Annotated in this window: 11 protein-coding genes; 8 read left to right on the forward strand and 3 right to left on the reverse strand. The window is 55.2% G+C overall.

The genetic code is table 11. The features are described 5' to 3' along the window. Window position 1 precedes the first annotated feature (1 nt). The 8 genes from BN2476_RS39125 (at window position 2) to doeA (ending at window position 8,510) form a co-directional block, all read left to right on the forward strand. Entirely contained in the window at window positions 2–778 is a 777-nt protein-coding gene (locus BN2476_RS39125; protein WP_173819715.1) for a transporter substrate-binding domain-containing protein, read from the forward strand. Between the two features lie 36 nt (window positions 779–814). After that, window positions 815–1,486, forward strand: coding sequence for an ABC transporter permease (locus BN2476_RS39130; protein ID WP_087739536.1), 672 nt, complete (start codon window positions 815–817; stop codon window positions 1,484–1,486). Between the two features lie 6 nt (window positions 1,487–1,492). Next, complete coding sequence (locus tag BN2476_RS39135; protein WP_087739537.1) at window positions 1,493–2,203, forward strand: ABC transporter permease; 711 nt, start codon at window positions 1,493–1,495, stop codon at window positions 2,201–2,203. Window positions 2,204–2,496: 293 nt separating this feature from the next. Continuing rightward, window positions 2,497–3,039 carry an ureidoglycolate lyase gene (locus tag BN2476_RS39140; protein WP_087739538.1) on the forward strand — a complete coding sequence of 181 codons (543 nt, stop codon included), beginning with the start codon at window positions 2,497–2,499 and terminating at the stop codon, window positions 3,037–3,039. A gap of 107 nt (window positions 3,040–3,146) precedes the next feature. Beyond that, complete coding sequence (locus BN2476_RS39145) at window positions 3,147–4,271, forward strand: branched-chain amino acid ABC transporter substrate-binding protein (RefSeq protein WP_500044973.1); 1,125 nt, start codon at window positions 3,147–3,149, stop codon at window positions 4,269–4,271. 170 nt (window positions 4,272–4,441) lie between these two features. Continuing rightward, window positions 4,442–5,653, forward strand: a complete 1,212-nt coding sequence (gene argE / locus BN2476_RS39150) for an acetylornithine deacetylase (RefSeq protein ID WP_087739540.1) — start codon at window positions 4,442–4,444, stop codon at window positions 5,651–5,653. A gap of 88 nt (window positions 5,654–5,741) precedes the next feature. Next, entirely contained in the window at window positions 5,742–7,190 is a 1,449-nt protein-coding gene (locus BN2476_RS39155) for an amino acid permease (protein WP_087739541.1), read from the forward strand. Between the two features lie 111 nt (window positions 7,191–7,301). Continuing rightward, window positions 7,302–8,510, forward strand: coding sequence for an ectoine hydrolase DoeA (doeA, locus tag BN2476_RS39160; RefSeq protein ID WP_087739542.1), 1,209 nt, complete (start codon window positions 7,302–7,304; stop codon window positions 8,508–8,510). Window positions 8,511–8,687: 177 nt separating this feature from the next. On the opposite strand, the gene BN2476_RS39165 is transcribed toward doeA, so the two are convergent. The 3 genes from BN2476_RS39165 to BN2476_RS39175 form a co-directional block, all read right to left on the reverse strand. Then, window positions 8,688–9,506, reverse strand: coding sequence for an HAD family hydrolase (locus BN2476_RS39165; RefSeq protein ID WP_087739543.1), 819 nt, complete (start codon window positions 9,504–9,506; stop codon window positions 8,688–8,690). A gap of 562 nt (window positions 9,507–10,068) precedes the next feature. Next, complete coding sequence (gene argE, locus BN2476_RS39170) at window positions 10,069–11,292, reverse strand: acetylornithine deacetylase (protein ID WP_087739544.1); 1,224 nt, start codon at window positions 11,290–11,292, stop codon at window positions 10,069–10,071. Window positions 11,293–11,528: 236 nt separating this feature from the next. Further along, a complete protein-coding gene (locus BN2476_RS39175) occupies window positions 11,529–12,704 on the reverse strand; it encodes a M24 family metallopeptidase (protein WP_087739545.1) in 1,176 nt (391 codons plus the stop codon). Window positions 12,705–12,769 lie beyond the last annotated feature (65 nt).

Below are 12,769 nucleotides of genomic sequence, written 5' to 3' on the forward strand. Positions count from 1 at the left end.
CATGAATATCCTGACCAAGATCCTCGCAGTGGTTCTCTGTTCGACGTTTGGCGTGCAGATGGCGAACGCAGAGCAGGTAGTTCGGATCGGCACCGTGCTGGACCAGGCGCCGTTTGAGTATCGCGACAGCGCCGGCAAGGTTGCTGGCATTGAGGTTGCCCTCGGTAATGCCATGTGCGAAATCATGAAGGTCAAGTGCCAATGGGTCACGATGGACTTCGACGCTCTGATTCCGGCACTGAAGGCGAAAAAGATCGATGCAGCTTTCGCGCAAATGACAATCACCAAGGAAAGGCAGAAAACGCTGGATTTTTCGAATCCGGTGACTTCAGCACAGGTACAGTACGTCGCGAAGACCGGTTCGGGGATTACTGAAGATCCCAAGACACTGAAGGGCAAAACGGTTGGTGTGCAGAGCGGCTCTATTCAGGAGGCATATATGCGCGCCCGGTTATCGGAGGTTAACACAAAGGTGTACCAGACCGTTAACGAGGCCTACCTCGACCTTCAGGCAAATCGGATCGACGCTGTGCTAGATGATAAATCTGCTGAATACGACTGGATACAGAAACAGGGGAAGCAGGCGGGATACGACTATGCCGGAAAGCCTATTACTGACGCGGAGATCTTCGGCCCCGGCACCGGTATCGCCGTTCGCAAGGGCGACACACAATTGCTTTCGATGATCAACGGCGCCCTCAGCAAGATTATGGCAGACGGGACGTTTGCAAAGGAAACCGGGAAGGTCTTTCCGTTCTCAATTGCCCCGACGCAGTAACGTCTGCCACGCCTTTTATAGATAACCGAGGAGCCCATGAACCCGCTTCTTCTGTACGGTGCACAGCTCGCCCAGGGCGCGCTGGTGACTTTAAAACTCGCAGTTTGTGTTCTTGTTCTGGGCCTGTCTTCTGGACTTGTTCTGGCCTGGCTTAAAGGTTCGCGGCACAGATTTGTGAGAGTCCCTGTCGACATTGCGACGAGCATTATCCGAGGTATTCCAGAATTTCTTATCATTTTGGTGATCTACTTCGGCCTCTCGATGCTCGCTGATAACTTCGGCGGAGCGCTGGAGATAACGCCGTTCATGGGCGGTGTGATAGCACTTGCTATCGTGGTCGCCGTATTCTCGTCGGAAATCTACCGGGGCGCGTTCGCCGCTGTCCCGAAAGGACAACTCGAAGCAGCTGATGCCTACGGCGTATCGAAAATCGCGACGTTCATGCTGATCCGTTTGCCGCAGGCATGGCGAATCTGCCTGCCGAGTATCAACAACATGTGGCAGTCGGTGATCAAGGACACTTCGCTCGTGTCTGTGATTGGACTGGAGGACATGCTGAAGAAGGCGGACATCGCTGCGCAGTATACGCGGCAGCCGATGCTCTTCTATTGCGCAGCGGCGGTCATTTATTTTCTTATGTTGACGCTTTCGGTTCCTCTCTTCCGACATCTGGAAATGCGTGCGTCACGTGGTTACACGAGAGGTTAATTCGATATGGACATATTTCAGGGTTATCTCGACCTCGTTAGCGATTACGGGACGAGGCTCGCGTTCGCAACGCTAGTGTCGATCGAATTGCTGGCCATCTCGGCTGTGTTCGGATTTCTGATCGCGATTCCGGTTGGCGTTGGGCGTACCTCTAGATACAAGCCATTCTACTGGGCAAGTTCGACGTATTCGTCGGTGTTCAGAGGCACGCCGCTCCTAGTGCAGCTATTTGTGATCTATTACGGAATCGCGCAGTTCGAGAGCCTACGCTCGTCGTTTGCATGGCCATTTTTTAGCAACGCGTTCTGTTGCGCAGCGCTTGCCTTGACCCTTAACCTCGGAGCCTACATGGCGGAGCACATCAGGGCGGGAATCATTTCCATACCTGAGGGCGAGACGGAGGCGGCGCTGGCGTTCGGGTTCGGGAAGTTGCGTATGTTGGCCGGCATCATCGTTCCGCGCGCACTCAGGGTGGCTACACCCGCGCTAACCAACGAAGTCATCGTCCAGCTTAAGGCCACGGCGCTTGCCAGCACAATAACCGTATTGGATCTAACGGGGCTGGCGAGACGACTTTCAGCACAGTCGTACACCTTGGATCCCTTCATTTTCGCCGCCGTGATCTATGCCAGTTTGACCCTTGTTATCGCGACAGTCTCGCGCATGCTCGAGAGTCGTGGAAATCGATACCTCGCGCTATCGCCGAAGCGCGCGTAGCTGATCCAGAATATCCCGACGCCGCGTCGGGTGTCCGCAGCCCCGCACGCAGGTAGCGTCCGGGGCTGCAGTTGCTTCTGGCTGCTTCATCTGGACAAACAATAAATAGGGGCTGACCATTCGGTAACGCCGAAGGCATAACTGATGGCATCTTGATGCAAAAGCAGTCCGTTCTGGTCAAAAGCAAATTTTTTGTTTGGTCAAGAATGCATCACAGTTGACGCGATTCGTTACTGCCTTCCTGTTGACAGGGATTGCGTCGGCTCACTGCAAATCGGACCCTTACGACGGCCATGAAGACTGTACCGCTGCTCAATATCGAACCCTTAACACCCGACGCGTTTGCTCGTTATGGTTGGGTGCTGGGAAATCCCGTGGCGTACGGTAGTGACCAGCCGTTTTACAACAGCGATACGTTCTCGATATGGCGGGAGCATTTGTTCGATGCAGGTGCGCCCAACGAAACAGAGATCCTTTGGAGCCGTTTTAAGGATGGCGATCTGACGGTCCGAAGCCTTGAAACGCGCTGGTTAACACAGGAGGCGGTGGTTCCTCTCACTGGACCCTTGATCCAGATCGTTGCGGTAAGCGACGAGTCGGGTGAACCCGACATCGATTCCGTCAGGGCATTTATCGTCCCCGTCGGCATGGGGACTTGCGTGCGACCGCAGTCGTGGTACGCGATCCGTATTCTCGGTGATGAGGTCGAAGCCTTCGTGCTTTCGCGACGCTCGGCCACAAACGATTTGATCGCGCATCGCCGCGCGGGTCGCCCGACGGCACAGAGCAAGCTGAGATCAATTGCTGCTCGGGAATTGGTCAGATATTTGAAGTGACTTACTTGCGGAGACACAGGTAAGTGGATGTGACGTTAGTAAATTTACTCTTAATAACACCCTTTTAAGGTGATGGCATGCGAAACGTAAGTTCAATCCGATACTTCATGGCCCTCTCTGCGGTTTCTGTGGCAACTGCGGCTCTCTATTCGATGCCGGCCGTAGCTGATCAAACCGTGATAATCGGTCATGTCGCACCTCTGACAGGTCAGGTTGCTCAGCTCGGCAAGGATAACGAAAACGGCGCTCGGCTCGCGGTGGAAGAAATCAACGCAAAGGGTCTGGTAATCGGCGGTCAGAAAGTGACCTTGCAGCTGGACGGGGAGGATGACGCAAGCGACCCCAAGACGGCGACTCAGATTGCTCAAAAACTGGTAGACGAGAAAGTAGTGGCAGTCGTCGGCCACATGACGTCAGGCACGTCCATTCCGGCATCCCGCATCTATAGCGACGCAGGCATCGTGCAGGTCTCGCCGTCTGCTACCAATCCTACCTTTACGCAGCAGGGCTTTAAAACAACGTTTCGACTTGTAGCGACCGATGCGCAGCAAGGCCCGGCGCTGGCGAAATACGCGAGCGCACAGATGAAGGTAAAGACTGTTGCGATCGTCGACGATTCGACGGCGTACGGCCAAGGTCTGGCGAGTGAGTTCGAAAAGGCGGCGAAAAGCCTTGGCATCCAGGTTGTGTCGCGTGATGCCACGAACGACAAGGCCGTGGACTTTCGCGCGATTCTGACGAAGATCAAATCTGAAAAGCCTGACGCAGTCATGTATGGCGGCCAGGATGCTACAGGTGGGCCGTTCGCCAAACAGGCGGCACAGCTTGGTTTGCAGGCAAAAATTCTTTCGGGTGACGGAGTCTGTTCTGACCGACTGGCGTCGCTCGCAGGTCCAGCAGCCAATAACGTCGTATGTTCACAGCCTGGCATGTCGCCGGAAAAGATGCCGGAAGGAACTGCGTTCAAGGCGAAGTATCAGAAGCGTTTCGGGCAGCCGATGGAGATCTATGCTCCTTTCACCTACGACGCCGTGTACATCCTTGTCGATGCCATGCGCCGTGCCAATTCGACCGATCCGGCGAAAATTCTTGCTGCAATGCCGGCGACCGATTACAAGGGGGTCACGGGCGAGACGAAGTTTGACCCCAAGGGAGATATCCGGAACGGTGCAATCTCCATCTTCACGTATCGAGGCGAGAAGAAGACATTCGTCGACCAGGTTCAGATGTAAGAGAGGCGCACCGGCCGTAGCGCCGGTGGTGCTCACTTCTTCGAGCACTGCGTTTCAGCTATTCCTGCACACCGACACTTTCATGAACGAGCCCTGAGGGTTGAAGGGCAGGGCTTCGGCTTGCCAAACGAGTTGTGCAGGTAACACACTTTTAACGAAAGAGATTAGCAATGTCAGATTCCTTTTCCTCTACCGGTCAAAACATTGGGACAGGCGCACTGCCGATCTCGCTCGATTGGGTCAAGCGACTCGTGTCGATCGATACCGTCAGTCGGAATTCGAATCTCGGGTTGATTGAGGAGGTTCGCGATTACCTGACCAAACTCGGGATCGTCTGCACACTCACGTATCACAAGTCCCAGAACTGGGCGAACCTTTTCGCTACCATCCCCGCCGCAGACGGCCGCGCTCACGGCGGCGTGGTGCTCTCGGGACATACCGACGTGGTCCCTGTCGATGGTCAAAACTGGTCAACCGATCCCTTTGTACCGGAGATCCGGGACGGTAAGTTGTACGGCCGCGGCACCTGCGACATGAAAGGGTTTATCGGCGCGGCACTGGCGCTTACCCCGGACATGCTTGCGACCAGGCTGAACAAGCCGATCCATTTTGCATTCTCCTTCGACGAGGAAGTGACATGTGCGGGCGCCCCGATCATGATTCAGGAGATGATGGAGCGAGGCATCAATCCTGACGGATGTATCGTTGGCGAGCCGACCAGTATGCGTCCCATCGTCGCCCATAAAGGCATCAACGCTTATCGCTGCTGTGTGCGCGGTCACGCCGCGCACTCGTCGCTCACGCCGCGCGGTTTGAACGCGATTGAGTACGCAGCGCGTCTCATCTGTCACATCCGGGATACGGCGGACAGCTTTAAAAAGAACGGTCCGTTCGACGAACTGTACGACGTACCGTTCACGACGGCTCAAACTAGCACGATTTCCGGCGGGATCGCGATGAACATCGTGCCGGCTGAGTGCAACTTCGAATTCGAGTTTCGAAATCTTCCGACGATGGATCCGAAGCCGATTTTCGCCGAAATTGAGAACTATGCCCACTCGGTGCTGCTACCGAAGATGCGCGCAGAACATCCGAACGCGTCGATTGCTTTCGAACTCATCTCGGATGCGCCCGGTCTGGACGAGGCAGAAGAGGCCGCGGTGACACAACTGGTGCAGGCGCTGACGGGCGACAGGGAAAAAAGGAAGGTGGCTTACGGTACGGAGGCCGGCCAGTTCCAGCAGGCAGGTGTTCCGAGCATCATTTGCGGTCCAGGCGACATCGACCAGGCTCACAGGGCGGACGAATATCTCTCGCTCGACCAGTTGGGGCGCTGCGAGGATTTCATGAGGAAGTTCATGCACAGCATGTCTGTCGCCTAATAGCGAGATCATAGGGAAGAGGGCTGGAAAATAGCAAAATCAAAGACCCAGCCCGAGACATTGGGGATTGATACATAAAGGAGGGGGCATGAGGAATGAGGCAAATGCGGTAGCCTCGTCAAGCAGTTCGTTTGTGAGCGGTGTCGGACATAAACCCGGCCTGCATCGAGGGCTTTCCAATCGGCATATTCAGCTCATCGCAATTGGTGGTGCGATCGGAACCGGGCTGTTCATGGGCGCAGGAAAGATGATCTATGTTTCAGGCTCATCTATTCTGCTTACCTACATGATTATTGGGTTCTTTCTTTTCTTCGTGATGAGAGCGCTGGGTGAACTGCTCCTGTCTAATTTGGAATTCAGAAGTTTTGCAGACTTTGCGTCGTATTATCTGGGCGATTGGGCGGGATTCTTCGTGGGCTGGTCCTATTGGATGACGCTTGTTATCGCCGGGATCGCGGACTTTATCGTTGTGGGCGGATACTTTAAATTCTGGTTCCCGGAATTATCTGGCTGGATTCCGGGGATGGCCACGCTCGCGGGGCTTTTCTTCGTCAACGTCCTTGCGGTAAAGCTGTTCGGGGAATTGGAGTTCTGGTTCGCCTTGGTAAAAATTGTTGCCATCGTGGCACTTATAGTGACCGGGATTGTGATGGTCACTACGGGATTTGCTTCACCTAACGGCATCACGGCATCCTTGACTCACGTTGTTGCGCCGGGAACGATGTTCCCGCATGGTGTGATGGGGTTCTTCGCCGGGTTTCAGATCGCGATTTTCTCGTTCGCCGGGATCGAGCTTCTCGGAACGACGGCTGCGGAGGCTGAGAATCCGCACAAGACGCTTCCCAAAGCCGTCAACGCCGTGCCTGTGCGAGTGCTACTGTTCTACGTACTTTCGTTGACCTGCATTATTGCAGTGTCGTCGTGGGCGAAAGTCGCACCGAATCGAAGCCCGTTTGTGGAGTTGTTTTTACTAGCCGGTCTGCCGACTGCCGCGGGCGTGATCAACTTCGTGGTAACCACGTCTGCCATGTCATCAGCAAACTGCGACGTCTTTTCAACGAGTAGAATGCTTTTCGGTCTTGCTGAGGAGAATGATGCACCCCGCGCATTCCGTCGGCTTTCGAAAACATCGGTCCCAGTAACAGCGTTGATTTTCTCGTCACTTTGTATGCTGGTTGGAACAGCGCTCCTGCTCGCAATCCCGGACTTGATGACCGTCTTCACGATCATTTCGACTATCGCAGCGATTTTGTTCATATTTACGTGGTGCATGATTCTGATCTCGTATCTTGCGTATCGACGTAAGCGGCCAGACTTGCATTTGAAATCGACCTTCAAGATGCCGGCAGGCATTCTGATGTCATGGTGCTGTCTCATATTCTTCGCATTCGTTCTGGCTCTGCTTGCGCTTGAACCGGATACACGCGATGCCATGGCGTTCATGCCAGTTTGGTTCGCGTTCCTGTCGGTGATGTACGTGTCTCGCTTGATAAAGAAACGGCAAAGGGAGGGATTGCGCACGTCGATACAATCGTGAGAGCCTGACTTGGTACTTGACGTACGCGCTCACCGCGTTCCTGGCAGCCGGAATGCCTTCTTTGTAAATTGGCACGTCGCGACTGCTTTGTCTTAACTTGGAGTAGGGCTGATGAGTGATACCTCAGGGTCCGGCCATTTCCCGAAGCTGCGAAAGTATTTCAGCCGAGGGGAGTTTCTGGATCGATTGAAGAAAGTGCGCGACGCGATGGTCGCAAAAGACATCGAGTTACTCATCGTATCCGACCCGTCCAATATGGCATGGGTATCTGGCTACGATGGATACTCGTTTTACAACCATCAATGTGTGGTTGTTTCCCTTGATTGCGAACCTGTATGGTATGGCAGGGGCCTTGACCTTAATGGTGCCAAGGCGACGGTCTTCATGGATGATGAATCTTTGGTGGGGTATCCCGAAGAGTACGTTCAGAGAGACTTGCATCCGATGGAGCACTTTTCCAGCGAAGTGATTAAGCGTCGCGGCTGGGAAGGTCTGACGGTCGGTGTGGAAATGGACAGTTTCTATTTCTCGGCGGCTACCCTTAGGACGCTGGAAAAGTTTCTGCCGAAGAACACCTGGGTGGATGCAACTGGTCTCGTCAACTGGCAGCGAGCCGTCAAGTCGGAAACCGAGCTCGAGTACATGCGCATCGGAGGCCGGATCCTCGAGAAGATGTACGATCGGGTTGTGGAGGTGATCCAGCCAGGTCTGAAGAAGAACGAACTGGTTGCCGAGATTTACGCAACCGCCATCAGGGGTATAGAAGGCTTCGGCGGCGACTATCCTTCTATTGTCCCGATCGTTCCAACAGGTGTGGAGGCGGCTACACCGCATTTAACATGGGATGACTCGAGGTTCGAGCTGGGTGCCGGCACTTTCTTCGAGATCGCGGGCGTCTATCGGCGGTACCACTGTCCTGTCTCAAGAACCGTATATATCGGCCAGCCGCCGCAGAAATACCTGGATGCGGAGAAGGCTGTGGTCGAAGGGATTGAGGCAGGACTTGATGTAGCGAAGCCGGGGAATACGTGTGAGGACATCGCTCAAGCATTCTTTTCTGCGATGAAGCGGCACGGTATCCAGAAAGGTGGCCGGGTAGGGTATCCGATTGGGATGAGCTATCCCCCCGACTGGGGCGAGCGCACGATGAGCTTGCGTGTGGGGGACCGTACGGTCCTCGAGCCAGGCATGACGTTTCACTTCATGCCTGGGCTATGGTTCGATGACTGGGGATTGGAGATCACAGAGAGTTTTGTGATTACTCCCACGGGCTCTGCATGTCTGAGCAACGTGCCTCGAAAGCTGTTTGTTAAAGATTAATTGACTATCAAGGGGATGAGTCTGTCTCCTATGCCGGACGAGTTCGGCATGCAGATTCCGACCAGATCCGGTCGGAATCGGAATAACGGAAATTATGAAATCGGACTCGTGACAGGGCTTAATGACTCACACCGTTCGATCAGTCGACCCAACGGAATGCTGCGCTCGTCGAGGAAATTACCGCGGTATCGGAGTCGTTGAGCGAGAAAGGTTAGAGATGCAGTCGACGGTAGGCTTCTTCAAGCTGCACTGATGACGGTTGAATGTGCGTTGCGCCTTGACAATCGTCGGCCCACCCAAAGCCTCGCATAGCATTGTAAGATTAGAAACTGAAAAACATCGGGCGGGTGGCGTCTGCCCGAGAGTCTTCTTTTGAGAGTTACTGTGTCGGACAAGCCATGCCGCCTGCAGACCAGCGCCTAACGCTCCTGCGACGTCAAGTTCGTAATCGTCCCCCACGTGAAGCATTTGGGCGGGCTGCACGTTAGCGAGTCTCGCAGCTTCGAGGAAGATGGCCGGGGCCGGTTTAGCCGCGCCGAAAGTTTGGGCGCTCAGTGTCGTTTGGAAGAATTCCGCACCGCCTGTAAGTCGAAGGTCAGCATTGCCATTTGTCACGGCGACCAGTGGAAAGCGCGCTTTTAGCCAGGTCAATGTGGGAACTACATCCTCGAAAAACTCAACTTTGTGGCGGGCAGCATAGAAAACTTCGTAGGCTGCTTCTGCCAGTTGTGGGTCTTCCCCGGCGCGCAATAGGGCAAGACGAATCGAGCCCAGACGCAAGCCGCGATAGTCGGAACTCAAGTCCGGCCGACTCTGATGAAATTCGTCTCGAAATGTGCGTAGGAAGTCGGGTCCGAGCAGCACGGTTGCGATCTTGGGCGCATGCTCCAGCAACCACGAATACAGCTCTGCCTCGGCGTGCTCGACCGCCGGGAGAAACGGCCAGAGTGTGTCGTCCAAGTCGAATGAAATAGCTTTGATGTTCTCGAGATACATTGCGGTCGCCTGACTGATACGCGTAATGATACTCGCAACGGGCTGCCGCGCTGTAGTTGGCAGGGGCGTACTCGGTCATCGAGAAGCGCTTATCGATACATCGCAGCCAAACGATGGTTGGTGGCCTGGTGAGGCGGGCGCGGTTGATGCTGCGGCATGGTAAAGGTCTATCGCGCAGAGGGACCGTGATCGAATTGTGATGCGCTTCGCACTTCTTCACGACGTGGCAACTTCCCGTTCGCTTGTGAACCTCCGGGCAGCAGTATGGCAGGCACCTAGGTCGCGCGCCGCGCCGTGACTTGACCTGTATCTAAACCCGCGGTTGCACGCAGTGGTGTTCTTATGGATGAGGAAACGGCTATACAGGCACTTGATCGCACCTCCGCATCGCTTGAGTTCGAGTAGATCCCAGTGACGATGAACTGGTGAGTGATATATCGCAGCGCAAAGCTTTATTTTTGGAAAGGCATCGCGGCGACGATATGTCGCCGCGAGTCTGAAAGCCAGAGTCTGTTACTACTAGGAAATTTGCGATCCAAGATACTTCAACATTGCGTCTGGATCACTGGGCCGCCGCTTCCGTCGACAGGCTTTTCACAACGCGGCTGATGAAACGCTCGCACTCGACCAACTGCTCGAGCGAAACAAACTCGTTAGCGCGGTGCGCCTGCTCAATGTCGCCAGGTCCGCACACCACGCTCGGAATACCCGCCTGCTGGAACTGTCCCGCTTCCGTTCCGTACGCCACCTTTCGGTGCTCGTTGTCACCGGTCAGTGCCCTGACCAATTTGGTAATTGCGGCTTCTTCGGAAGCATCGAACCCTGGTGCATCCGAGATAAGCTCGAACTCGATCGCCGCGGCCGGATTTTCCGCTCGCATTTTGGGCAACAGGGTCTCTAGCGCGTAAGCGTTGATCGACTCGAAGATCGGTTTCGGATCCATCGCCGGCAGATTGCGGAACTCGAATTCGAACTTGCATTCCGCTGGCACGGTATTCATGGCGTTACCGCCGACAATGGTACTGGTTTGTGCGGTGGTGAAAGGCACGTCGTAGAATTGCTCGAAGGGCCCCTGTGCACGATACCGATCCGCCATGTCGCGGATGTAGCAGATGAGGCGTGCAGCATACTCGATTGCGTTCAAGCCCCGCGGTGTGAGCGACGAGTGGGCAGCATGACCGCGCACGCAGCAGCGATACGCGTTGATGCCCTTGTGGGCCACGATCGGACGCATGCTGGTAGGTTCCCCGATGATGCAGCCGTCGGGCTTGATACCTCGACGTCCAAGATCCTCCAAAAGCAGGGGGGCGCCCAGACAGGTCACTTCCTCATCAAAGGAAAACGCAAAGTGAATCGGCTTCGCAAGTTTGGTTCGCTGCATTTCGGGCACCAGAGCCAATGCAGTGGCAATAAAGCCCTTCATGTCGCAAGTGCCACGGCCATACAAGCGACCGTCGCGCACCTCGGGCTTGAACGGGTCGCTGTCCCAATTCTGACCGTCCACGGGTACGACGTCAGTGTGACCGGATAGGACGACACCCCCGCTTGTGGATCCATCGTGAGCAGGGATGGTGGCGAACAGGTTCGCCCAGTTTCCGGTGGAGTGATATGTGAGCAGCGATTCGATGCCGGCTTGCTTGAGATAATCACGCACGGTTTCGATGAGGCCGAGATTGGAATTACGGCTGACCGTATCAATCTCAACCAGTCGTTTGGTCCACGGGAGTGAAATAGGCGATGCCGAGTCGGCGCTCGCCGATGTTTTGGACGTATCTACGCTTGACATTTTGGAACTCCATTCAGTATTTCGACGACGCGCAAACTAGCGATGCAACATACGTGATTCGCACAGTTTGAAGTCGGGAATATCGCCCGATGCGTCATTCATCGCATTGAACAAACGGTGATTTGGACGCACCTATTCGAGATGCCCAAATACGCCTCGGTTATCAGATTTTGGCGACGCGGCGCGCCTCGGCTCGCCGTGGAAACAGGCGAGTCGGTTGATACGATTTCGATCAATTAGTTCTTGACGAAAATGTCACGCGGGAAGTTCGCGAGTGTCTCGCACCCTTTTTCGGTAATGTGAATCGTCTCGCTGATCTCGATACCCCATCCGTCCATCCACATGCCGAGGATTGTATGGATGGTGTTGCCCTTCTCGAGAACCGACGTGTCACCCTGCCGCAGGCTGATGGTGTGCTCACCCCAGTCCGGGCTGTACCCGATCCCAATCGAATAGCCGATCCGAGACACTTTCTCGAAGCCGTGCTTTGCTATGGTCGCGCGCCAAGCACATTCCACTTCCTGCGCTTCAACGCCAGGACGGGCAGTGTCAAGGACTGATGCCATACCTTCGAGAACCGCCTTCTCTACGTCAGCAACCTTTTGCTGCTTTTTGCCAAGCTGCATCGTTCGCGCGAGGCCGGCAGTGTAATGGTGACAGGCGCCAGCGATTTCAAGGCTGATAGTCTCCTCTTTATCGAAGCGTCGATTGGTCCACAAAATGTGCGGTGCTGCACCGTTATCTCCGCAAAGCAGGAGAGGGGGCAGTGCGGTGGTGTCGCCTGCGTCATCTTTGAGGCCATTTGATTGCGTAGCCTGGATGGCCGCAGCTGCGTCACACTCGCGTACGCCCGGAGCGATGACCTCATAGGCGGTACGGACCGCTGCCTCGGACAGCTTCGCTGCTTTTCGCATGTAGGCAATTTCGGCCGGAGATTTGACTGAGCGCAGCCAACTGACCAGAAGATCGGCGTCGATGAACTCCGCGTCAGGCATGGCGGCGACCAGGCGCGCATGCGCCTTGGGCGAGTAATAGTAGGCCTCAAGTTCGATGCCGACTCTGCCCTTACCCCAGCCACGCTCGACAATGTGCTGGCCCACCCAGTCCATCGGATGACGGAGGGGAGTTTGCACATATGTTTCCGGAAAGCCAACGACGTTTTCTGGCTTCATCCACGCGGTCAATCTTCCGCCGACCGCGTCAACGGAGCGGCCGATCCACACCGGCTCGCCCTCCAACGGGACAGCAACGACTTGGGGCGTGTAAAAGGACCAGCCATCATAACCAGTCAAGTAATGCTGATTTGCAACATCGGTCACGATCAGCAGGTCGAGCCCGCGCTCCATCATTTTCTGGCGGGTTTTCTCCAGGCGCGATGCGTATTCGTCGCGACCAAACGGCAGAGGCACCATCTTTAGTCTCCTTTGGACTTGTGGAAGGACTACGATGTGGGCCACTCTAATCGCGGACAAAATTG

The organism is Paraburkholderia piptadeniae, from assembly GCF_900007165.1.
GTDB lineage: Bacteria > Pseudomonadota > Gammaproteobacteria > Burkholderiales > Burkholderiaceae > Paraburkholderia > Paraburkholderia piptadeniae.